The organism is Arcanobacterium hippocoleae, from assembly GCF_031456295.1.
GTDB lineage: Bacteria > Actinomycetota > Actinomycetes > Actinomycetales > Actinomycetaceae > Arcanobacterium_A > Arcanobacterium_A hippocoleae.
Genome location: NZ_JAVDUJ010000001.1, coordinates 1,899,092 through 1,919,565, shown reverse-complemented (window position 1 = coordinate 1,919,565; position 20,474 = coordinate 1,899,092). Strand labels below are relative to the sequence as shown.

Below are 20,474 nucleotides of genomic sequence, written 5' to 3'. Positions count from 1 at the left end.
GATAGTTTCAATGCCCGATGGGCTAATTCTGATTCACACCGGAAAGGGGCTGCGCCCCTGGGATCACACGCGACGGCGCTTTGGCGGACGACAACCGTTGTGAGCTTGTGGAGTTACATCAGAAATTGAGGTAACTTCCAGACCAGAAGCCGTCAATGAACGAATTGCAGTCTCACGACCAGAGCCTGGACCCTTCACGAAGACATCAACTTTCTTCATTCCGTGATCCATTGCGCGGCGTGCAGCATTTTCAGCAGCGAGCTGAGCTGCGTATGGGGTGGACTTCCGGGAACCCTTGAAGCCAACTTGACCTGAAGAGCAAGACGCAATCACTTCACCCTTTGGATCAGTGATTGAAACGATGGTGTTGTTGAAGGTCGACTTGATGTGCGCCTGACCCACAGCAATATTTTTGCGCACAGTACGACGCGGACGACGCGCCTGTGTCTTTTGTGGCATTTATATCTCCTGAATTTTATCGTCGATTCACGCTTTGCAACGTGAACTACTATTTTTACTTCTTCTTACCTGCAACGGTACGCTTTGGACCCTTGCGGGTGCGTGCGTTCGTCTTCGTACGCTGACCGTGTACTGGCAAGCCACGACGGTGACGCAGGCCCTGGTAGCTCCCAATCTCAATCTTGCGGCGAATATCAGCTTGGATTTCGCGGCGCAAATCGCCTTCGACTTTGTAGTTTTCGTCGATATGGGCCTTGAGCTTGACCAAATCGTCTTCAGTGAGATCCTTAACGCGGGTATCAGGATTTACGCCAGTTGCGGCGAGGGATTCCTGTGCGCGTGTGCGACCGATTCCAAAAATGTAAGTAAGCGCGACTTCGACCCGCTTTTCGCGAGGCAAATCAACGCCGGATAGACGTGCCATTCGTTTGGCTCCTATTTGTAATTCCGAAGGTGTGGAACACTGCTCTCCGAGTTACTTCTTTTCCCGGCCGCAGCCTTCGGACTGCGGGCTGCGCATTGCGCTAACAGTGTTTTTACTTCTCATCAAACTACTACTTGCAGTGCAATACGCATTACCGCAAGCTTTCGTTTGAGTTCAGGTTAGCCCTGACGCTGTTTGTGCCGTGGATTTGAATTGCAAATCACCATCACGCGACCGTGACGGCGAATGATCTTGCAGTGTTCGCAAATCCGCTTCACGCTTGGTTTGACCTTCATAGTGTCTTTCCCCTATCACAGCTTGTTATTCCCATAACTCACAGCGATATATCTCGTTGGTTTACTGATGTATTCGCATTACCGAAGTGCAACAAGTTTAGCTGTGCGGTTGCCGCAATCTTGCCGTAACCGCAGCTTACCTTACTTGTAGCGGTAGGTAATCCGTCCGCGCGTTAAATCGTATGGCGTAAGCTCTACAACTACGCGGTCATTTGGAAGGATCTTGATGTAGTGCTGACGCATTTTACCTGAGATGTATCCGAGCACCATGTGCCCATTATCCAACTCCACTGTAAACATCGCGTTCGGCTTCGCTTCAACAACGGTGCCTTCTACTTCGATGACGCCTTCTTTTTTAGCCATGTCCCCCGCTAACTTCGGTTTTTGCTGTGCTTGGTTAATACTAACCATCTACTATGCGTTTTCGGGCGCACAGTATCAACAAAAAATTTTACGCGATAGAGCTCGAAAAAAGGAAGGTGGTTTGTGGTGTATCGCGTCACTTTCTAGTTTTTACAAGGGTTTCCAGGCTAGCAATAGCCGAAAGTGCCGTGCCTGAAAACATCGCTGATATTTCAGGCACGGCACTTTTCATGCAGGTTCATTTATTCGCTGTGTACTGCAGTGCGAATTGAATACACATCTATTATTTACAGTTTTACAGCGAAATTAGATACTATGCTTTCCGCGACGGCGGGACACCAGCAGAGCTGCACCCGTTACTACGGATGCGGCCGTCATTACACCAAGAGAGATCACATCATACCCGGTTTGTGCAAGCATCTTTTGGGCTTCACCCATCGGCTGCTGCATCTTCGGTTGCGCCAGCTCGCTCTTCCCTCCCAGCATTGGAATCATCGGCTTTGCCGGTTGCAATGGAATCATTGGCTTTGATTCATTTACGTTAAATTCATACCTTGCCCAATCGCCCCACGCATTAGTTGCCGTTACGCTATGCGCACCTGCTTCAAATGGCGTAGTAACCTCAACCGTAAAATTACCTGCAGCATCAGCTTCAAATACTCCTAATTCGACAGGCGTCGAAGCAAGAATTACTTTATTTCGCGAATAAGGGCTAAAGCCGCTGAACATCACTTTGAATTTGCTGCCTGCAAGATGCTTTCCATCAGCTACGCTACTAACAACTTTTTGCTGTTGATGGTAAAGCGCAAACTTTGCTTTTGCCTTCGCAACTTCTGCTTTCCGTTGTGCTAACGTGAGCTGCTTCGACGCAACTAGTTTGCGAGCCTGATCCAACTGTGCAAGTGCTGCCGATACCGACTGCTGCTGCTGAACAAGATTTGCTTTTGCTTTCCGCACTGCCTCTTGCGCTTTCAAGACCTGTTCCTGAATACTTTGCAGTTGCGAATTTAGCTTCGCATCTACTGCTCTTAGCTCACCCAGCATTTTCGCTGCACTCTTCTTTTCTGCAAGTTTCGCCTCATAAGCTTTCTGACGTTCCTGGAATTTTGCGAGCGTCTTTTCAGCCTCGTCAAGAGCTCTTTGCTGCGAATCTGCCCTTGCAATCAGATCATTCAGTTTCTGCTGAGCTGCTGCAACTTTCCCTTGTGCAGCCACAACTTTTAATTCAGCTTCCTGCTTTGCGTCATTCGCATTTTTCAGCTCTGTTTTAAAAGCTGGCAAGACAAACTTGTACTGCTTATCAATTGCGATATCTTTTTCTTTATCCGCAACTTTTACTGCTTCTTCTGCAGCTGCTAGTGTTTTACCACTTTCTAAATCATTTTTTTCTTGTGCAAGAGCTTTGTGTCTATTAGCAAAATCTTGTTGCCGTTCTTCCAATTTAATTGCAGCATTCGCTTTTTCTGTAAATTCTTGTTCGCGTTTTTGCAGTTCAGCTTCTGCCTTTCGCTGCAATTCAACTTTGCGCTGCAGCTCTGATTCAGCTTGTGCAAGCTCTTTTTCTGCTTCTTGAACCGTCTTTTGCAGTTGCGTAACTTGCGCTTTTGCTTTTTCTGCACGCTGCTGATGCTGATAATGCGCATCCTTCAGCAACTGGTATTCTTGGGTCAATGCCTCGTATTTTTTGCTGATCTGATCGAAGGCAGCCTCAACTTTTGCAAGCTTCTCCTGATTTTCACCTGGTTTTGCTTTCAATTCATTACGTTCTTTTTGTACCCGTTGCAGTTCTTCTTGCAACTGATCTCTTTCAGCCTTCTTCTGATTTTTTGCCGCATCGGATTTAGCTACTTCATCGCGCGCAATCTTTTCCAGCTCAACTGCGGAAGCCAACTCACTGCGTTTTTGCGCAAGTTTTTCCGTCTTACTCTGCTTCTGCTGCAATGCCTGTGCAGACTGTCCTTTAGCTGCATCCAAACTCTGCTGCGCAGCATTCTTTGTGTCTCTCGCTTGCAATAAAGCACGATTAGCCTCGTTTACTGAAGCATTTACAGTTTTCCACTCTTCCTCTAATGCAGCTAACTGCGTCTTCAGCTCTTGCTTTCGAGCTTCCTGCGTATCTTTCAGATGCTGTAATTCAGCTCGCTTTGCTTTTAATGTCGCATCTTTCTCTTTGACTATTTCGTCAATCTCGTTCTTCGCCCGATTCAAGGCATCCACTTTTGCTTTCGCCTTAACAAGATCCTGCACTGCCTGAGATTCAGCTTCTTTTTCCTGCGACAATTTTTGCTCGGCAAGATTCTTTTCTGACAATATCGATTCTGCCAGCTTCTTTTCCGCACTAATAGCATTATTTGCCGCAGCAAGTTCCTGCTCGGTAGGAGCTGGCAGGGCTTCCAGCTGAGCAGCTAAATCATAAATTTTTTGTGCAAGCACACGAGCTTCGTCTTTATTCGCCTTAATTGCGCGTTCCAGATCCACCTGGCGACCCATTGCTGCCAAAAGCCCTTCTTGCTCTTTATTTGCAGCATCTTGAGCCGCACTCAGCACTTTCTCAGTATCAGCTACCGCCTTGCTCTTTTCCTCCGCTACATGTGCAGCTTTTTCGACCTCGGATTTTGCTGCCGTCTCAGCTGCTTCAGCAGCTTGTAATTCAGTTTCGGATTGCTTCTTGAGATCAGTTTTTGCTTCACGATCATTCGCCGCAATATTTCTCTCCGCACGATGCGAATCTGCGATATCAGCAGCAGGAGAAGCAGTATCAGCAAATGCCATTGGAGTAACTGCCACTGTCGTTGCCGCAATGCCTACTGCAGCAATTTTCTGAACGGAAGTAAATGAGTCTTTCATCGTGCCAAAGCACCTTTCTGCGTTTTTGGAAACGGAGTTCTTTTAAATTCCAGCCCATATTACATAACCGAAAAAGTCTAAAAATACCTTTGCGTCATACCAGCGAATGAATCTCAAAATACTACTGCATTAAATTCAACAAATAACGATCAAAGCGCTTCGCACAAACCAACCTAGATATTTCCCGCATTACATTCGCAATGCATTTGAAAACTCCACTGCGCCCGTAAATCTTCGCGTCCAAGTACCACTACCCAGCATTTTTTAAAAAAGGACGGCTGTCATTTCAGACAACCGTCCCGATAAAAACTCGCAATTGGAATCAAAAGCAAATTTTAATCACCAAGCGGTACCGGAGTGATTCCAAAACGTGCCAAATCTGCTGCACCACCATCCGGTGCCGTCAACACCCAAATCCCGCCGTGATGCAATGCCACCTCATGCTCCCAATGGCAGGCATCTGAACCATCTTGCGTCACCACAGTCCATTCATCATCAAGAGTACGATTACGCTGATTTCCCGCAGTCAAAATCGGCTCAATACATAAAACCATTCCTGGCCTTAATTTTGGTCCACGCCGATTATTCCGGAAATTGATCACTGTTGGTTCCATATGCATCTGCGTACCAATCCCATGCCCAGTAAAATCAAGCACAATATCAGGACGTTCCGCCTCTGCAATCGTGCAAACATAATCGTCAATCGCGTTACCAATATCGCTGACACGTTTACCCGTAGCCATTGCAGCAATTCCATGCCAGAGCGCTTCACGCGTGATTTGGGAAAGTCGCTCACGCGCTGCCGTAACCTCCGGATCACCACCAGGCACCACCACTGTGAAACAAGCATCGCCATGCCATCCATCAACCACCGCGCCGCAATCCATTGAAACAATATCTCCCGGCTGGATCACTTGCTCCCCTGGGATCCCATGCACAACCGTATCATTCACCGAAATGCACGTTTGCGCTGGATAATTGTAATAACCATAAAAATTCGACTTCGCGTTATTTTCCTGCAAAGTTTGCAAAGCCACCTGATCAAGTTCTGCAGTAGTAATACCAGGGCGAATCGCTGCCCGCAAAGCCGCGTGAATTTTTGCCACTATTAATCCAGCACGGCGAATCTGCAAAATCTCTGCATCACTTTTGTACTCGATATTGTCACGACTAAAAATCGCCATCTCAAAATCCTTTCGACCCTAATTTCTCCATACATTTCAGACCACAGCTTAAAAGATCCCAGACATATTTGTTGTACTAGTACATCTCAACAGCAATCACACAAGCAAGTTTCAAAACGAAACTGAGCATATTCGCCAAATAAATTAGATGGCGTCTTGACCAAACATATCAAGACGCCATCTAAAATAGATCAACGAGTTAAGAAATCTTGCAAACTCTGTACAAGCCGTTGCAGCACTTCATCGATCGTGCCAGTACCATCAACCTGCAACAACTGCCCACGCTCTTGATAAATATCAATCAGTGGAGCCGTTTCCTGATGATAAACCTCAATGCGATGACGGATCACATCTTCAGTATCATCCGCACGATTCTCGATCTGTGCACGCTTTAACAAACGCCCTACAATTGCCTCATCTGGGATATCAAGCTTAACGACCCCATCAAGTGAAACTTCCAAATCCGAAAGGATCTGATCTAAAGCCGATACCTGATGCACATTACGTGGATAGCCATCAAGAATAAAACCGTCACGCACATCATCTTGTGAGAGCCGATCACGTACCAACGCATCAGTCACCTCATCAGGCACCAGATTTCCGCCATCAATATAAGATGCAGCAAGCTGACCAAGCTCAGTGCCCTGTGAAATATGGCTACGGAAAATTGAACCGGTAGAAATCGTCGGAATCCCAAGCTTCTCGGCAAGTACTTTTGCTTGTGTACCCTTGCCCGCGCCTGGCGGACCGACCATGATCAATCGTGCTTTCACTATTCTCAACCTCAAATATACTTCTGATTTATTTAGCGTAAAAAGCCAAATAGCGAAATGAAGATCTCCGAATTAACGCAAGAAACCTTCATAATGACGCTGCTGCAACTGCGCGTCAATATCCTTCACCGTCTGCAATCCTACGCCCACAAGAATAATAATCGAAGTACCACCGAAAGAAGCGGACTGAATACCCAACTGTGTAAAGACGATGTGTGGGATCAAAGCAATCGTTGCCAAATAAAGCGCACCCACCCAATTAATGCGATTAATTACATAACGTAAATAATCGGCCGTTGGCTGCCCCGCGCGAATACCCGGGATAAAACCGCCATAGCGCTTCATATTATCAGCGATCTCTTCCGGATTGAAAGTAATCGAAGTGTAGAAGAATGCAAAGAAAACAATCAACAATGCATATGCCAACATATACCAGATTGAGGTCCAGCTAAAGTTTGCATTCAGCCATTGCACCCAGCCAGCATCCTGATTACCGAATCGCGAAATCATCTGCGGCAAAGAAAGGATCGACGAAGCAAAAATCACAGGGATCACATTCGCCATATTGATTTTGATTGGAATATAGGTAGAAGTACCACCGTAAGTACGACGCCCAACTACCCGCTTTGCATACTGCACTGGGATCCGCCGCTGCGACTGCTCAACAAAAACCACCACAGCCGTGATCGCCAAGAACATTACTACTGTGATTGCCACATAAGACCAACCACCAGCAGACTTTGAAATTGTACCGAGAAGCGTTGGGAAAGAAGCAGCAATACCAGTGAAAATAAGCAGTGACATCCCGTTGCCTACACCACGCTCAGTGATCAGCTCAGCCAACCACATTACCAAACCGGTACCGGCCGTCATCGCCAGAATCGTGAGCAGCCGCACGAATACGCCATCATGTGGAATTGGATTTACCGTACATGCTGGGAAAAGTTGGCTATTAGCCACTGATACGATCACCGATGACTGCAAAATCGCCAAGAAAATCGTGAGATAACGAGTATATTCAGTAAGCTTTGCAGTGCCAGATTGACCTTCCTTATGCAGCTCTTCAAAACGCGGAATCACCACCCGCATCAACTGCACGATGATCGACGCCGTAATATACGGCATAATTCCCAGCGCGAAAATTGAAAGCTTTAACAATCCGCCACCAGCAAACATATTCATCATCGTGAGCAAATCTGCGCCACTTTGCTGATCAAGACAAATCCGAATATTTGCATAAGAAATAAAAGGTGCTGGCACGTACGTACCAAGGCGATACAACGCCATGATCATCATCGTAAAGAGTAACTTCCGGCGAAGATCTGGTGTGCGGAATGCAGATCCTAATGCTTTCAGCAAGAGTGTACCTCCCATTAGAGTTGTTTATCTTTTGGCGGATGCGAGGATAAACAACGTACGTAGCCACCACTTAGAGCAGCAGACAATGAATTTTCCTGATCTCTGACTAGCCAAATTCTCGAATATCGATAATCGGAAAATTCGCGAACAAATGCTATTTTGTATCCATCCCACAGTTTTGTGCAGAAAGTATACGCCAAACAAGGATTATACCCTGAAGACCACCGCGAATTACAACACAGATTAAGAGAGATGGCTCAAATATTTTCATACATGGCGTGCAAAATTCCTCGATCCGTGTATTTCACCTGTATGTAATACACCTTCACGGAATCTTGCCTAAAGATAACGCTGAAGAAATTCTCGCGTCCGCTCACGGCGCGGATGCGAAAAAATCTGCTCCGGAGAGCCCTGTTCGGCAATCACACCGTCAGCCATAAAGACCACATTCTTACTCACAGTCCGAGCAAAAGCCATCTCATGCGTTACTACCAGCATCGTCATGCCTTCTGCGGCAAGCTGTGACATCACCTGAATCACTTCACCTACCATTTCCGGATCGAGAGCCGAAGTAGGTTCGTCAAAAAGCAATACTTCCGGATCCATCGCCAAAGCTCGCGAAATTGCCACACGTTGCTTCTGCCCGCCAGAAATTTGCCGCGGCTTCGCATTTATGTATGGCAGCATGCCAACTTTTTCAAGATAATGCAATGCTTTTTCTTTTGCCTCAGCTTTGCTCCGGCCCAAAACCTTCTCTTGCCCAATCATGCAATTTTGCAAAATCGTCATATTATTAAAGAGATTAAAGCTCTGGAAAACCATCCCGACCTTTGACCGGTAGCTACTTGGACTCACCGCGCGATCACGCACATTTTTCCCGTGAAAAAGAATCTCGCCCGAGGTGGCCGATTCCAGTAAATTAATGCAGCGCAACAAAGTGCTTTTACCCGAACCTGAAGCCCCAATAATACTCGTCACATCGCCAGGATAAACGGCAAAATCTACATCCTTCAGCACCTCATGCCGACCGAAACTCTTTGACAGATGCTGTACTTCAATGATCGGTGAATTCGGTGCAATCAGCTGCGCTTCTGCACTTCCCTGAGGTTCTCCAACCGGCTGCATTGTTTCCATCAAAGCACTCCTTTCTGCCCTTTGCGTGGCTTCGGATAAGTATAGTTCCCTGCTGCCATTACAAGCTGATCCTGGTTTACCAAATCGTATCCTTGCGCACCATCTTGATGTAATTTTCCGCTGCCAGCATTCCCTTTCCCAGGTGCGATCTCATACTCGTCAGCACCGTCGAGACGGCGTTCCAAAGCACGCAATAAGAACGACGAGATCAGCGTCAACGTAAGATACCCAAACATCTCAATCGTAGCTGACGGGAAGTATTTGAAAATCGCACCCGAAACCATCTTGTGGACGGAGAAGAAATCAGCAAAACCGATAATAAACATCACTGAAGTATCTTTGATATTGATGATGAAATTATTCCCGATTTGCGGCAATAGATTGCGAAGTGCTTGCGGTAATATCACGTATCGCATCGTCTGGAAATGGTTCATCCCGATCGCACGCGCGCCCTCCGTCTGCCCTGGATCCACTGAGATAATCCCGCCACGCACTGATTCGGAAATATATGCGCCAGTGTTGATCGAAACTACAAAGATCGACACTCCCCAAAGGCTGGAAAACTGAAACGCGTTATTCGTGAAATAGGGTAGACCATAGAAAATGAAAACCGCCTGCAAAATCATTGGAGTACCGCGGAAAACTTCCACGTAAATCCGAATGATCACACGAATTAGTGCCAATAAGACGCGCTTGGCAAGAGCATCATTTTCCGAGCTAGGAATCGTCTGCAAAATACCGCAGACAAAACCGATTACACATCCGAAAAATGTGGCTACCACCGCGAGAGTCAAAGTGTTTAACATCCCGGAGAGATATGTGCCGCCATAATCATTTAGCAACTCGAAAATATCTTGCCAAAGTTGGAGTAACATCTGCTTCTACCCTATTTCGTTACGTTACGCTTACTCGTTTGCTGGCGCGATCGATACCGCCTGCACCATCAGTTTCTCGAAATCAGCTGCGCTCTTGCCGGCGAGTACTTTATTGAGTGTATCTTTTAATGCTGTATTTCCTTTTTTCACAGCAATCCCGATATTGATATCTTCATCAGATACTTTGAAATTATCTGCAGAATCACTAAAGTTGAGAATCTTCATCTCAGGATAGGCTTTTACAGCGCTTTGTGCAGTCGGCATATCCGTTACCACATAGTCAACTTGCCCCGTCTGCAGTGCCATCAGCATCGCTGGCGCACTTTCAGCCGGTGAAAGGCGGTTTGCATCAGGAATTTGCGGAATCAGGGTGTCATACCAGATCGTACCGGTTTGGCTGGTGACCTTCCCGCCGCTCAGCTCTGAAATGCCTTTCGCATCAGCAAATTGCGAGCCCGCTTTGGTGAGCACCACAATATTTGCATAAAGATACGGACCAGCGAAATCTACTTCCTCCATGCGTTGAGCCGTCATTGATTGACCTGCAATCACCGCATCGATCGTACCTGCTTGCAATGCCGGAATCAGCGAATCCCAATCTTGCTTCACAATATGCAACTCCCAGCCATTTGCTGCAGCAATTTCTTTCGCCGTCAAAACATCATAGCCATTTGCATAACCAGTGCTATTATCGATTTTCACCGCAGCATTTGCATTATCCGGCTGCTCCCAATTGTATGGAGCATATGCGGCTTCCATTGCAATCGTGAATTTACCGTCTGCAATCAGACCAGAGGCGTTTGGAGTACCGCCAGATTTTGCATTGGAAGCAGAATTTCCGCCAGTTGCACTGCATGCGCTAATACCGAGTGCAAGAATTCCGGCAGTCATCGCAGCTAATCCTCGTCTCATCGTTTTCCCTTTCTGTTCACGTTCTTTCAAACATACATAAGCCTGAAGCTGACCCCAGAAAGAAAATTGGAGCCATGCCAGACATGACTCCATACTGTTTGCAAAGATGTAAACTCTTGCAACGATGCGCCATGACAGCTCTCCGCATCCGCGACAGTGCAACAGATCTTATCCGTTACCCCGAGAACTTGTGAGTGTGGGCCACATCCAAATTCTCTCGGCGACCTCCCCTTTCACTTTCCGCATATCCCATTCGCGAAAAGCTACTGATGTCGGACGCGCCTCTATCATGCTTATGTTGCAAGCAACTCTATGATACTTCCAAGGCAAAAGCAACCCGTTTTACATAGTGAGAATTTTTCCGATAATTTCCCTCAGCTTTCAATTTGATTAAAATATTTAATTGTTAATAAACTTAACTACCGTCAAGGTGTGAAACCTCCGCTCCTGCCGTCGCAAAATTACTAATCGCTTCCCCAATCTGCGCGCGATTAGCTGATCAACCGGCGGCTGGCACTCGCTGCAGTGCGCTATGCAGTGCAAATATTGTGCATCCTAACAATCCAGATCTTGCACACAATGACACAGAAAACTTATCGATCATCAGTAACACCAGCCTACTTTCAGAACGGAGATGCATATGAAGGGCCCGCAAACTGACGGCACTACCGAATACCCTGATCACACCCCCACAGATCACACACCTCCAATAGCACCAGCAAAAGCAGTGCCACGCACACAACATCGACAAAAACTCGAAGATCACATCATCTTTGAATTTCATAAACTTGCGCTTCACGCTACAAAAATGCTCACAGGCTATGCCGTCAGCACTGGGCTAACCACACGTGAAACAGATGCGATTCTCAAAGTCTGGCAAGCCCAGCTCACCGACCAGCCAATCACCGCCTCTGAACTTGCGCTGGAACTTGGCATCTCACGAGCAGCCGTCAGCTACCTTACTGAGAAACTCGAAGCTGCCGGCTACCTCAGCCGCACATCAGACACGAAAGACCGACGTCGCTCCTACCTGATCCTTTCTGAACTAGGTGCACATATCGGGAGTGAATTTGTAAAAACAGTTGAACCGCATCGCGAAATTGCAGATATCCTTGCACCTTATGACGACGGGCAAGTTGCAACTTTTTTACAAATCGTGCGCGAACTAACGCGTATTTTGCCCCAATCCCACCAACCAGCAGCATTACATCCAAAACTAAAAAACTGCCACCAAGATTAAATACTCACCAAAGAAAATATTGAAAATGATTCAAAAAGAAAACAAAACTCAAAATAACTCAGCACAAAGTAAGGCATCCGTCAATATGATAGACGAGCAGCGAGAAAAAACATCAAAAAATCCTGCAAACTGGGTCATGGTGATGGCACTTTACCTGTTGGGAATTTTTATGGGCGCCATCGATACTGGAATCGTCACCCCTGCACGTACCGTTATCCAAAATAATCTCGGCATCAGCGAAACCGTCGGCATCTGGATGATTACCATTTACACTCTTTCCTACGCCGCTGCAATTCCAGTAATGGGAAAATTAGCTGATAGATTTGGGAAGAAACGCCTTTACGTGATTTCCATTGTGCTCTTTGGGATCGGTTCATTTGGATGCGGGCTAGCACAAAACCTCGCATCATTCCCGCTGCTCTTATTCTCGCGAGTTGTGCAGGCGATCGGCGGCGGCGGAATCGTGCCAATCGCAACAGCCGCAATTGGCACGATTGTGCCAAAATCGAAGCAAGGAATGGCGCTTGGGCTTGTCGGCGGAGTTTACGGCGTCGCAAACGTTTTTGGCGCTTCTGCTGGTTCAGCAATTCTCGATATTGTCGGTATTGATAACTGGCAATGGATTTTCTATATCAACGTGCCAATCGCTGTGTTCGTGATTGTTTTCGGAATTCGCTCATTGCCAGCAGATGCACCAAGCGCAGCAAAGAAAATCGACTACGCAGGGATTACCTTGATGGTCGCAATAGTGCTTGCTTTACTTTGGGTATTCCAGCATCTTGATTTCTTTGATCTGATAAAGTCCGTCCAAGATCCGAATGTCTGGGCTGCAAGTCTCGCCGTCATAGTCTTCACACCAATCTTCATAATTTGCGAATTAAAAGCTGACGACCCCGTGATCGATATTCGTTATTTTGCGAAATTCCAGGTAGCGTTAACGATGCTGCTCGCAGCGCTCTCGGGGATGACGATGATGGCGATTATTTTTGTGCCGCAATTTGCTGAGAACTCGATGCGTTTAGCTGCCGGTGCAGGGGGATATCCGGTCATTATCCTCGGACTTGCATCAGGCGTGGGTGCCCCTTTGAGTGGGAAACTCACAGATAAATATGGTCCACGCCTTGTGATCGGCTTTGGCGCGTTAGTATCTGTAATTGCTGCACTCGCCTTGATTTACTGGGCTTCTCCCAATCCTGGATACTTCTCGGCAATTGTGTGCTTGATTTTAATGGGCTTAGGACTCGGTTTTATTATTGGCGCTCCACTGAATTATCTGATTTTGCATTTACTGCCTGCATCACAGGCGACCAGTGGTCTCGCTAATCTCTCGCTTGTGCGGGCTTTCGGCACCACGATCGCTCCTGCAATATTGGTAGGCTTACTCGCAAACTCGCTTTCCGGATTGCAAAATACGCTGATGGACGAGCTCCCAGATACAGTATCTATTGGTGAACTTCCACATGCGCAAGAATTGCAAAACCGTTTCGCGGCATTGAAAGCAGACCCACGCATGGCAGAGGTAATTGGAGATTTCGCAATACCTGATTTCACCCAGACAACTTTTCCGGTAAAAATGAGCACTGTTAATGCCGGAAAAGCCGCGACGGACAATGGAATCGTCCTCCCCGACCAGCTGATTTCTTTATTGCAAACAGCTGATGTGACGAATATTGTTGCGCGCAGCATACAGGTTTCTGATTATATTTTTGAGCAGCAGCTGCCAACGCAGATTGCGCAGATCCAAGCTGGAATTGCAAAAGGTATTCATGAAATCAGTAACGGGCAAAAGCAAATTGATGCCCGGATCGTGCAGCTAAAGTCTACGGGAGCACCTGCTCCCGTAATTGCACAACTTGAAAATTCGCGGAAAGAAACGGCACAAACAATTATTTGGATGGAAGAACTCAGTGCAGCACTTCCTGATGCTTTTACCGTAGGACAAAAGAATTATGCTGCTGATATTCGCGAAAATAGCGCTGAGCTTGAGAGTACTTTCCAATTAGCATTAAATCGTGGGTTCGCAAATCTGTTTTGGTTCTATGGTTTGGCTTCATTGGCAATGCTGATTTTATTGATCGGTGTTCCGGGAAAGAAAAAAATAGACTCAACTGAGTAATTTCGGTTCGTTTAGCCATAAAGGCGGTGGTGAGTTGCAGAATATTTCTCCCACCGCCTTTGTGGCATCTGGCAAAATGACGGGAAAGAATTGATTTGTTGCCGTGATGCGAATTCTAAAATCCGAAATTGGGAAAGCGCAAGTAATTTTATCTCCGCTAAGCTCACTTATTTGCTGAAATGTTCCCAGCAACAGCAACAGCAACAGCAACAGCAACAGCAACAATACTATCTGTTCGTTATCGAAATAAGCATCACTGTAAATATTGCGAGATCCAAGACGAATGATCGCATAGTGCGAATCACTAACTAGCTCAGATCCTATTCAGCTGGAGATACAATAGTGCTCCTCCCTTATATTTAGGGAGGAGCACTATCAATATTCTATTGCGTTTGGAGCGATCCAAACAGCAAATAAAATCGTGTTATTCAGCGTCGCGCTTTGCGAGTGAACCACCTGCAGCTTCAATCTTTTCCTGAGCAGATGCGGACCAAGCATCAACTACAAGGTTGAATTTCGCTGAGACTTCACCAGTGCCGAGCACCTTCACAAGCTCACCGGAACGAACTGCACCCTTTGCGATGAGATCTACAACCGTTACTTCTCCGCCATTCGGGAAAAGTTGAGCCAGCTTATCAAGATTTACAACCTGGTATTCGATACGTGCAGGGTTCTTGAAGCCACGCAACTTTGGCAAACGCATATGCATTGGCATCTGACCGCCTTCAAAACCAGCAGGAACCTGGTAACGAGCCTTTGTACCCTTGGTACCACGGCCAGCAGTCTTACCCTTCGAACCTTCACCACGACCAACACGGGTGCGAGCCTTGTTCGAACCCGGAGCTGGACGAAGATCGTGAATCTTCAATACTTCAACGGAATCGGTTTTCTTTTCAGACATCAGTCAACCTCCTCCACGGTGACAAGGTGAGCCACAGTACGAATCATGCCGCGAGTTGCGGAATCGTCCTGACGTACCACCGACTGGTGAATCTTACGCAGACCAAGCGTACGCATAGTCTCCTTCTGATTCTGCTTAGCGCCTACAAGGCCCTTCTTCTGTGTAATTTTCAGCATTATGCACCAACTCCTGCTGCAGCTGCTTCATTCTCTGCCGTCTGAGCAGCGATTTCAGCATCTTCACGTTCCTTGGCTTCATGCTCAGCGCGCTTGCGCAGCATTGCTGCTGGTGCAACTTGATCAACAGGAAGACCGCGACGAGCTGCCACAGCTTCTGGTTGTTCAAGTTTCTTCAATGCAGCAACAGCGCCACGAACAATGTTGATCGCATTTGAAGAACCGAGAGACTTGCTCAGCACATCATGAATGCCAGCGCACTCCATCAGTGCACGCACAGGACCACCAGCGATAACACCAGTACCTGCAGAAGCCGGACGAAGCAAAACTACGCCTGCTGCGTCTTCACCCTGCACGAGATGTGGAATCGTGGTACCAATACGTGGCACTTTGAAGAAGTTCTTCTTTGCGTCTTCAGTGCCCTTCGCAATTGCTGCTGGCACTTCCTTTGCCTTGCCGTAACCAACACCAACGGTACCATTGCCGTCACCAACTACCACAAGGGCAGTAAATGACATCCGACGGCCACCTTTTACGGTCTTAGCCACGCGGCTGATCGTCACAACGCGCTCAATATATGGGGTCTTTTCTTCGGCGCGACGATCGGTGCGACGGTCATTACGGCGACCTTCGCGACGGTTTTCGCGCTCTTTGCGCTCGCCGCCTTCTAGTACTTGCTGCTCTGCAGCCATTGTCTTTCCTCTCGTTTTGCCTTAAAGCGTCAAACCTGCTTCGCGTGCGCCGTCAGCAACAGCAGCAACGCGACCGTGGTACTTATTGCCACCACGATCAAAAACGACCGTGGTGATACCTGCCTCAAGCGCACGCTTTGCGACGAGCTCGCCAACTTCGCGTGCCTTATCTACTTTGTTTGCTTCCTTCGTGCGAAGAGCTTCTTCCATAGTAGATGCGGATGCAAGAGTCTTGCCGACGGTATCGTCGATTACCTGTACAAACATATGACGGTTTGAACGAGTAACCACGAGACGCGGCCGTTCGGTAGTACCGGAAATGCGCTTGCGGAGACGTGCATGACGACGTGCGCGAGCAATGAACTTGCCTTTGCCCTTGAATGATACAGCCATCACTTACCAGCCTTTCCAGCCTTGCGGCGGATAACTTCGTCAGCGTACTTAACGCCCTTGCCCTTATAAGGCTCAGGCTTGCGGAGCTTACGAATGCGTGCAGCCATTTCGCCAACCTGTTGCTTGGAAATACCGTTCACACTGAATTTGGTTGGACCTTCCACCTGGAATGAAATTCCTTCTGGCGCTTCCACCAAAATGGTGTGGGAGTAGCCGAGGGAGAATTCAAGATCCTTTCCCTTTGCAACTACACGGTAACCAGTACCAACGATTTCCATTGCCTTGGTAAAACCTTCAGTCACACCAATGATATTGTTGTTGATCAAGGTGCGGGTAAGACCATGCAAGGAACGAGACTGACGCTCGTCATTTGGACGGGTAACGACAATTTCAGCATCGTTAACAGCCACTTCAATTGGCGCAGGAACAGCCTGTGAAAGTTCGCCCTTCGGGCCTTTCACGGTAATTACACCGTCAACAAGTGAAGCGGTAACGTTAGATGGGATCGCGATTGGGAGCTTACCAATACGTGACATTGTGCAGACTCTCCTTTCGCTTACCAGATGTAGGCGAGGACTTCCCCACCTACGCCCTTTTCTCGTGCCTCACGATCGGTGAGCATACCTGAAGACGTGGAAAGAATTGCCACGCCAAGTCCACCGAGAACTTGAGGAAGGTTTGTTGACTTCGCATAAACGCGAAGACCTGGCTTTGAAATACGACGCAAACCAGCAAGCGCGCGCTCACGATTAGCACCGAACTTCAGGTTAAGGATGAGGGTCTTGCCAACCTTTGCATCCTCAACTTCAAAATTCTTGATGTAACCCTCGCGTTCGAGGATTTCGGCGATATTCGCCTTCATCTTTGAGTACGGCATTGAAACCGACTCGTGGAATGCAGAGTTTGCATTCCGCAGACGCGTTAGCATGTCTGCAATTGGGTCTGTCATTGACATCGGGCTTTAGCCCTTTCTCGTCGTGGTTTCCTATTCAGACCTACGACGTAGATTCTTACCAGCTGGACTTCTTAACACCTGGGAGTTCACCGCGATGGGCCATCTCACGCAGGCAGATACGGCATAGGCCGAACTTGCGATATACCGAGTGTGGGCGTCCGCAACGCTGGCAGCGCGTGTATGCACGCACAGCAAACTTCGGCTTGCGGTTTGCCTTTTCTTTCAGAGCAGTTTTCGCCATCGTCAGTCCTCCTTGAATGGGAATCCGAGGTGACGCAACAATGCACGACCCTCATCGTCGGTTTTAGCGCTCGTGACTACGGTAATATCCATACCACGTACGCGATCAATCTTGTCCTGATCGATTTCATGGAATACTGACTGCTCGGTCAAACCGAAAGTGTAGTTTCCATTGCCGTCGAATTGCTTAGCTGAAAGACCACGGAAATCGCGGATACGTGGAAGTGCCGTCGAAAGTAGCCGATCGAGGAATTCCCACATGCGGTCGCCGCGAAGCGTTACGTGTGCACCAATTGGCATGCCTTCGCGCAATTTGAATTGCGCGATTGACTTACGGGCACGAGTCACGTGTGGCTTCTGACCAGTGATTGCGGTGAGATCAGCAACAGCGCCTTCGATTACCTTTGAATCGCGTGCTGCATCGCCAACACCCATATTCACCACGATCTTTACCAGACCAGCAGTTTGGTTTACATTTTCATATTTGAACTCGTCATGCAGCTTAGCCACGATTTCATCGCGATACTTCAGCTTGAGACGTGGCTGGATCTTTTCTGTGGTGCTCACAGTTCAATCTCCTTTCCGCCCCGACGACCAATGCGTTCACGCATGATCTTCTTCTTGCCGTTGCGTTCTACTTCAACCTCACGGAAGCCAACACGAATCGGCTTCTTGTCAGGACCGACAAGTGCCACGTTAGAAACATGGATTGGAGCTTCTACCGTCTCAATACCGCCGGTAGCGCCACCACGATCAGTGCGGCCTACCTTGGTGTGCTTCTTCACTCGCTGCACGCCTTCCACAACAACGCGGTCGCGTGCGGTGTCAACGGCGAGCACATGACCCTGCAAGCCTTTATCACGACCTGCAATCACCTGCACGAGATCACCCTTTTTGATCTTCGCCATTAGATCACCTCCGGAGCCAGTGAAACGATGCGCATGAACTTCTTATCACGCAATTCACGAGCAACTGGACCGAAAATACGGGTGCCTCGTGGCTCGTTCTCGTTCTTGAGAATCACTGCGGCATTTTCGTCGAAGCTGATGTATGAGCCATCAGCACGGCGAGTTTCCTTCTTTGCACGGACGACGACCGCTTTCACGACGTCACCCTTCTTAACATTTCCGCCAGGAATTGCATCCTTGACGGTTGCGACGATTACATCGCCAATTCCGGCGTAGCGCTGGGCTGAACCACCGAGTACACGGATGCAAAGAATTTCCTTTGCACCAGTGTTATCGGCGACCTTAAGCCGAGACTCCTGCTGGATCATTTATTATCTCCTGTCGTCGTGCCGGTTCTCGTTGAACGAGCCTTGCCGAACGGATGGTTACTAATCACTTCGCCTTTTCAATAATCTCAACCACGCGGAAACGCTTGGTTGCAGATAATGGTCGGGTTTCCATGATGCGTACTAGATCGCCTACGCGAACCTCATTAGATTCATCGTGGGCCTTAACGCGACGAGTGCGGCTCATGACCTTACCGTACAGCGAATGCTTCCGGTGATCTTCAACCTCAACTACGACGGTCTTATCCATTTTGTCACTAACCACGTATCCACGCTCAACCTTCCGGTGATTACGTACTGTGGTTTCAGTCATTTCTTCGCTCACGATAGACCTCACTTCTTAGCCGACTTCTTTGGAGCCGGTGCTGTACGAATATTGAGCTCGCGCTCGCGGGCAATGGTGTAAATACGCGCAATATTGCGACGTACTTCCTGCAGCCGACCAGAATCCTCAAGACGGTGAGTGACGGCTGAGAATCGAAGATTGAACAATTCTTCCTTCGATTCAGTGAGCTTCTTTGCGAGCTCAGCGTCAGTGAGCTTATCAAGCTCTGCAGTGGTGATCCCCTTAGCCATTATTCACCATCCTCTCGAGAAATAATGCGGGCCTTCATTGGTAGTTTGTGCATTGCACGAAGCAATGCACCACGTGCGAGTTCTTCAGAAACTCCGCTGAGTTCGAACATCACACGACCTGGTTTCACGTTCGCAACCCAGGTTTCAACCGGACCTTTACCTGAACCCATACGCAAGCCAAGAGCTTTCTTGGTGAGCGGGCGATCTGGGAAGATATTGATCCAAACCTTACCACCGCGCTTTACGTGACGGGTCATTGCAATACGAGCTGCTTCAATCTGACGGTTGGTAACGTATGCTGGAGCGAGAGCTTGTAAACCAAACTCGCCGAATGCCAACTCGTTTCCGCCCTTCGACATCCCGTGACGATCTGGCCGATGCTGCTTACGGTACTTTGTACGACGTGGAATAAGCATTTAACTTAAGCCTCCGTTTTCTCGGTAGTAGCCGCAGCTGCACTTTCTGGAGCAGCTGCTACAGCAGCTGGAGCTTCCTGCGGAGCTGCCGTCTGAGCAGCTCCCCGCTGACCGCCACGTGCATTGCGGTTACCGCGACGCCCACGACGTTCAGCGCGGTTACCACGACCACTACGGTTACCTTCTGCAAGTTGACGGTAGTATTCAGAATCAGTTACATCACCGCGGTAAATCCAAACTTTTACACCAATGCGACCGAATGTGGTACGTGCTTCGTAGAAGCCGTAGTCAATATTCGCACGCAAGGTATGCAATGGCACGCGACCTTCACGATAGAATTCCGCACGTGACATTTCCGCGCCGCCCAAGCGACCAGAGCACTGAATTCGGATCCCCTTTGCACCTGCGCGCTGAGCAGACTGAATCGCCTTACGCATCGCGCGACGGAACGAAACACGAGCAGACAGCTGCTCGGCAACGCCCTGTGCAACAAGCTGTGCGTCAGCTTCTGGATTCTTTACTTCCAGAATGTTCAACTGCACTGCTTTACCAGTTAGTTTCTCCAAATCCTGACGCAGACGGTCAGCTTCTGCCCCGCGGCGTCCAATCACGATACCAGGACGTGCAGTGTGGATATCGACAACCACCCGTTCGGTACGGCGTTCGATATTTACACGGGAAATACCTGCACGCTCAAGATTCTTTTCCATCAACCGGCGAATCTGAATATCTTCGCCAAGGTAATCAGCATAACGCTGACCTGATTTTGCGGAATCAGTGAACCACTTAGAACGGTGCTCAGTGGTAATACCGAGGCGGAATCCGGTTGGGTTAACTTTCTGCCCCACG

27 protein-coding genes and 1 riboswitch are annotated in these 20,474 nt (G+C 48.2%); of the genes, 2 read left to right on the top strand and 25 right to left on the bottom strand.

Translation table 11 applies throughout. The annotated features are described in order from the left end of the window. Positions 1–63: 63 nt before the first annotated feature. The 11 genes from rpsK to J2S36_RS08030 all read right to left on the bottom strand — a co-directional run bounded on the left by rpsK (position 64) and on the right by J2S36_RS08030 (position 10,626). A complete protein-coding gene (gene rpsK / locus J2S36_RS08080) occupies positions 64–459 on the bottom strand; it encodes a 30S ribosomal protein S11 (protein WP_309957267.1) in 396 nt (131 codons plus the stop codon). 55 nt (positions 460–514) lie between these two features. Beyond that, positions 515–883 (bottom strand): 30S ribosomal protein S13, encoded by a 369-nt coding sequence (rpsM, locus tag J2S36_RS08075; RefSeq protein WP_309957265.1) that lies wholly within the window; start codon positions 881–883, stop codon positions 515–517. 179 nt (positions 884–1,062) lie between these two features. Next, complete coding sequence (rpmJ, locus tag J2S36_RS08070) at positions 1,063–1,179, bottom strand: 50S ribosomal protein L36 (RefSeq protein ID WP_309957263.1); 117 nt, start codon at positions 1,177–1,179, stop codon at positions 1,063–1,065. 141 nt (positions 1,180–1,320) lie between these two features. Then, positions 1,321–1,542 carry a translation initiation factor IF-1 gene (gene infA / locus J2S36_RS08065; RefSeq protein ID WP_309957261.1) on the bottom strand — a complete coding sequence of 74 codons (222 nt, stop codon included), beginning with the start codon at positions 1,540–1,542 and terminating at the stop codon, positions 1,321–1,323. 306 nt (positions 1,543–1,848) lie between these two features. Next, the gene (locus J2S36_RS08060; RefSeq protein WP_309957259.1) at positions 1,849–4,389 is read right to left on the bottom strand and encodes a hypothetical protein; all 2,541 of its coding nucleotides are present in this window, start codon (positions 4,387–4,389) and stop codon (positions 1,849–1,851) included. 335 nt (positions 4,390–4,724) lie between these two features. Further along, positions 4,725–5,567 (bottom strand): type I methionyl aminopeptidase, encoded by an 843-nt coding sequence (map, locus tag J2S36_RS08055; protein WP_309957535.1) that lies wholly within the window; start codon positions 5,565–5,567, stop codon positions 4,725–4,727. Positions 5,568–5,764: 197 nt separating this feature from the next. Then, positions 5,765–6,346 (bottom strand): adenylate kinase, encoded by a 582-nt coding sequence (locus J2S36_RS08050; RefSeq protein ID WP_309957257.1) that lies wholly within the window; start codon positions 6,344–6,346, stop codon positions 5,765–5,767. 72 nt (positions 6,347–6,418) lie between these two features. Further along, positions 6,419–7,705 carry a preprotein translocase subunit SecY gene (secY, locus tag J2S36_RS08045; RefSeq protein ID WP_374717350.1) on the bottom strand — a complete coding sequence of 429 codons (1,287 nt, stop codon included), beginning with the start codon at positions 7,703–7,705 and terminating at the stop codon, positions 6,419–6,421. A 339-nt stretch (positions 7,706–8,044) separates the two neighbouring features. Next, positions 8,045–8,839 (bottom strand): amino acid ABC transporter ATP-binding protein, encoded by a 795-nt coding sequence (locus tag J2S36_RS08040; protein ID WP_309957252.1) that lies wholly within the window; start codon positions 8,837–8,839, stop codon positions 8,045–8,047. Further along, positions 8,839–9,714, bottom strand: coding sequence for an amino acid ABC transporter permease (locus J2S36_RS08035; protein ID WP_309957249.1), 876 nt, complete (start codon positions 9,712–9,714; stop codon positions 8,839–8,841). The genes J2S36_RS08040 and J2S36_RS08035 overlap by 1 nt, the downstream gene beginning before the upstream one ends. A gap of 30 nt (positions 9,715–9,744) precedes the next feature. Beyond that, positions 9,745–10,626 carry a transporter substrate-binding domain-containing protein gene (locus tag J2S36_RS08030; RefSeq protein ID WP_309957247.1) on the bottom strand — a complete coding sequence of 294 codons (882 nt, stop codon included), beginning with the start codon at positions 10,624–10,626 and terminating at the stop codon, positions 9,745–9,747. 127 nt (positions 10,627–10,753) lie between these two features. Beyond that, positions 10,754–10,921: riboswitch (Lysine riboswitch) on the bottom strand. Between the two features lie 345 nt (positions 10,922–11,266). On the opposite strand from J2S36_RS08030, the gene J2S36_RS08025 reads away from it, so the two are divergent. Both J2S36_RS08025 and J2S36_RS08020 read left to right on the top strand, forming a co-directional pair. Continuing rightward, positions 11,267–11,866 carry a MarR family winged helix-turn-helix transcriptional regulator gene (locus J2S36_RS08025; RefSeq protein WP_309957245.1) on the top strand — a complete coding sequence of 200 codons (600 nt, stop codon included), beginning with the start codon at positions 11,267–11,269 and terminating at the stop codon, positions 11,864–11,866. A gap of 25 nt (positions 11,867–11,891) precedes the next feature. Next, positions 11,892–13,982, top strand: coding sequence for an MFS transporter (locus J2S36_RS08020; RefSeq protein ID WP_309957243.1), 2,091 nt, complete (start codon positions 11,892–11,894; stop codon positions 13,980–13,982). Positions 13,983–14,406: 424 nt separating this feature from the next. Here the strand turns inward: J2S36_RS08020 and rplO are convergent, their stop codons facing one another. The 14 genes from rplO to rpsC all read right to left on the bottom strand — a co-directional run bounded on the left by rplO (position 14,407) and on the right by rpsC (position 20,473). Continuing rightward, on the bottom strand, positions 14,407–14,883 hold the full coding sequence (rplO, locus tag J2S36_RS08015; RefSeq protein ID WP_309957241.1) for a 50S ribosomal protein L15: 477 nt from the start codon (positions 14,881–14,883) through the stop codon (positions 14,407–14,409). Then, entirely contained in the window at positions 14,883–15,059 is a 177-nt protein-coding gene (gene rpmD, locus J2S36_RS08010) for a 50S ribosomal protein L30 (protein WP_309957239.1), read from the bottom strand. The genes rplO and rpmD overlap by 1 nt, the downstream gene beginning before the upstream one ends. Further along, a complete protein-coding gene (gene rpsE, locus J2S36_RS08005; RefSeq protein WP_309957236.1) occupies positions 15,059–15,751 on the bottom strand; it encodes a 30S ribosomal protein S5 in 693 nt (230 codons plus the stop codon). The genes rpmD and rpsE overlap by 1 nt, the downstream gene beginning before the upstream one ends. Before the next feature lie 21 nt (positions 15,752–15,772). Then, a complete protein-coding gene (gene rplR, locus J2S36_RS08000; RefSeq protein ID WP_309957234.1) occupies positions 15,773–16,144 on the bottom strand; it encodes a 50S ribosomal protein L18 in 372 nt (123 codons plus the stop codon). Next, the gene (rplF, locus tag J2S36_RS07995; protein ID WP_309957232.1) at positions 16,144–16,680 is read right to left on the bottom strand and encodes a 50S ribosomal protein L6; all 537 of its coding nucleotides are present in this window, start codon (positions 16,678–16,680) and stop codon (positions 16,144–16,146) included. Before rplF ends, rplR begins: the two co-directional genes overlap by 1 nt. 20 nt (positions 16,681–16,700) lie before the next feature. Continuing rightward, positions 16,701–17,099 carry a 30S ribosomal protein S8 gene (rpsH, locus tag J2S36_RS07990; protein WP_309957230.1) on the bottom strand — a complete coding sequence of 133 codons (399 nt, stop codon included), beginning with the start codon at positions 17,097–17,099 and terminating at the stop codon, positions 16,701–16,703. A 55-nt stretch (positions 17,100–17,154) separates the two neighbouring features. Further along, a complete protein-coding gene (locus J2S36_RS07985; protein WP_309957228.1) occupies positions 17,155–17,340 on the bottom strand; it encodes a type Z 30S ribosomal protein S14 in 186 nt (61 codons plus the stop codon). A gap of 2 nt (positions 17,341–17,342) precedes the next feature. Beyond that, on the bottom strand, positions 17,343–17,888 hold the full coding sequence (gene rplE / locus J2S36_RS07980) for a 50S ribosomal protein L5 (protein ID WP_309957533.1): 546 nt from the start codon (positions 17,886–17,888) through the stop codon (positions 17,343–17,345). 14 nt (positions 17,889–17,902) lie between these two features. Then, positions 17,903–18,247, bottom strand: a complete 345-nt coding sequence (rplX, locus tag J2S36_RS07975) for a 50S ribosomal protein L24 (protein WP_309957226.1) — start codon at positions 18,245–18,247, stop codon at positions 17,903–17,905. Next, complete coding sequence (gene rplN, locus J2S36_RS07970; RefSeq protein ID WP_309957224.1) at positions 18,247–18,615, bottom strand: 50S ribosomal protein L14; 369 nt, start codon at positions 18,613–18,615, stop codon at positions 18,247–18,249. Before rplN ends, rplX begins: the two co-directional genes overlap by 1 nt. Positions 18,616–18,679: 64 nt before the next feature. After that, on the bottom strand, positions 18,680–18,946 hold the full coding sequence (gene rpsQ / locus J2S36_RS07965; RefSeq protein WP_309957531.1) for a 30S ribosomal protein S17: 267 nt from the start codon (positions 18,944–18,946) through the stop codon (positions 18,680–18,682). A 20-nt stretch (positions 18,947–18,966) separates the two neighbouring features. After that, positions 18,967–19,209: a 50S ribosomal protein L29 gene (gene rpmC, locus J2S36_RS07960; RefSeq protein WP_309957222.1), complete on the bottom strand. Its 243-nt coding sequence runs from the start codon at positions 19,207–19,209 to the stop codon at positions 18,967–18,969. Beyond that, a complete protein-coding gene (gene rplP, locus J2S36_RS07955) occupies positions 19,209–19,625 on the bottom strand; it encodes a 50S ribosomal protein L16 (RefSeq protein ID WP_309957220.1) in 417 nt (138 codons plus the stop codon). Before rplP ends, rpmC begins: the two co-directional genes overlap by 1 nt. A gap of 5 nt (positions 19,626–19,630) precedes the next feature. After that, a complete protein-coding gene (gene rpsC / locus J2S36_RS07950) occupies positions 19,631–20,473 on the bottom strand; it encodes a 30S ribosomal protein S3 (RefSeq protein ID WP_309957217.1) in 843 nt (280 codons plus the stop codon). Position 20,474 lies beyond the last annotated feature (1 nt).

Excerpts from the sequence above, each read along its gene's own strand:
- J2S36_RS08030 (WP_309957247.1), bottom strand. The coding sequence starts at position 10,626 with ATGAGACGAGGATTAGCTGCGATGACTGCCGGAATTCTTGCACTCGGT.
- J2S36_RS08025 (WP_309957245.1), top strand. The coding sequence starts at position 11,267 with ATGAAGGGCCCGCAAACTGACGGCACTACCGAATACCCTGATCACACC.
- rplN (WP_309957224.1), bottom strand. The coding sequence starts at position 18,615 with ATGATCCAGCAGGAGTCTCGGCTTAAGGTCGCCGATAACACTGGTGCA.
- rpsH (WP_309957230.1), bottom strand. The coding sequence starts at position 17,099 with ATGTCAATGACAGACCCAATTGCAGACATGCTAACGCGTCTGCGGAAT.
- rpsQ (WP_309957531.1), bottom strand. The coding sequence starts at position 18,946 with ATGACTGAAACCACAGTACGTAATCACCGGAAGGTTGAGCGTGGATAC.
- J2S36_RS08020 (WP_309957243.1), top strand. The coding sequence starts at position 11,892 with ATGATTCAAAAAGAAAACAAAACTCAAAATAACTCAGCACAAAGTAAG.
- rplR (WP_309957234.1), bottom strand. The coding sequence starts at position 16,144 with ATGGCTGTATCATTCAAGGGCAAAGGCAAGTTCATTGCTCGCGCACGT.
- J2S36_RS07985 (WP_309957228.1), bottom strand. The coding sequence starts at position 17,340 with ATGGCGAAAACTGCTCTGAAAGAAAAGGCAAACCGCAAGCCGAAGTTT.
- rplX (WP_309957226.1), bottom strand. The coding sequence starts at position 18,247 with ATGGCGAAGATCAAAAAGGGTGATCTCGTGCAGGTGATTGCAGGTCGT.
- rplF (WP_309957232.1), bottom strand. The coding sequence starts at position 16,680 with ATGTCACGTATTGGTAAGCTCCCAATCGCGATCCCATCTAACGTTACC.
- rplO (WP_309957241.1), bottom strand. The coding sequence starts at position 14,883 with ATGTCTGAAAAGAAAACCGATTCCGTTGAAGTATTGAAGATTCACGAT.
- J2S36_RS08040 (WP_309957252.1), bottom strand. The coding sequence starts at position 8,839 with ATGGAAACAATGCAGCCGGTTGGAGAACCTCAGGGAAGTGCAGAAGCG.
- J2S36_RS08060 (WP_309957259.1), bottom strand. The coding sequence starts at position 4,389 with ATGAAAGACTCATTTACTTCCGTTCAGAAAATTGCTGCAGTAGGCATT.
- rpmD (WP_309957239.1), bottom strand. The coding sequence starts at position 15,059 with ATGCTGAAAATTACACAGAAGAAGGGCCTTGTAGGCGCTAAGCAGAAT.
- rpmJ (WP_309957263.1), bottom strand. The coding sequence starts at position 1,179 with ATGAAGGTCAAACCAAGCGTGAAGCGGATTTGCGAACACTGCAAGATC.
- infA (WP_309957261.1), bottom strand. The coding sequence starts at position 1,542 with ATGGCTAAAAAAGAAGGCGTCATCGAAGTAGAAGGCACCGTTGTTGAA.
- rpsE (WP_309957236.1), bottom strand. The coding sequence starts at position 15,751 with ATGGCTGCAGAGCAGCAAGTACTAGAAGGCGGCGAGCGCAAAGAGCGC.
- J2S36_RS08035 (WP_309957249.1), bottom strand. The coding sequence starts at position 9,714 with ATGTTACTCCAACTTTGGCAAGATATTTTCGAGTTGCTAAATGATTAT.
- rpsM (WP_309957265.1), bottom strand. The coding sequence starts at position 883 with ATGGCACGTCTATCCGGCGTTGATTTGCCTCGCGAAAAGCGGGTCGAA.
- rplP (WP_309957220.1), bottom strand. The coding sequence starts at position 19,625 with ATGCTTATTCCACGTCGTACAAAGTACCGTAAGCAGCATCGGCCAGAT.
- rpsK (WP_309957267.1), bottom strand. The coding sequence starts at position 459 with ATGCCACAAAAGACACAGGCGCGTCGTCCGCGTCGTACTGTGCGCAAA.
- rpmC (WP_309957222.1), bottom strand. The coding sequence starts at position 19,209 with ATGGCTAAGGGGATCACCACTGCAGAGCTTGATAAGCTCACTGACGCT.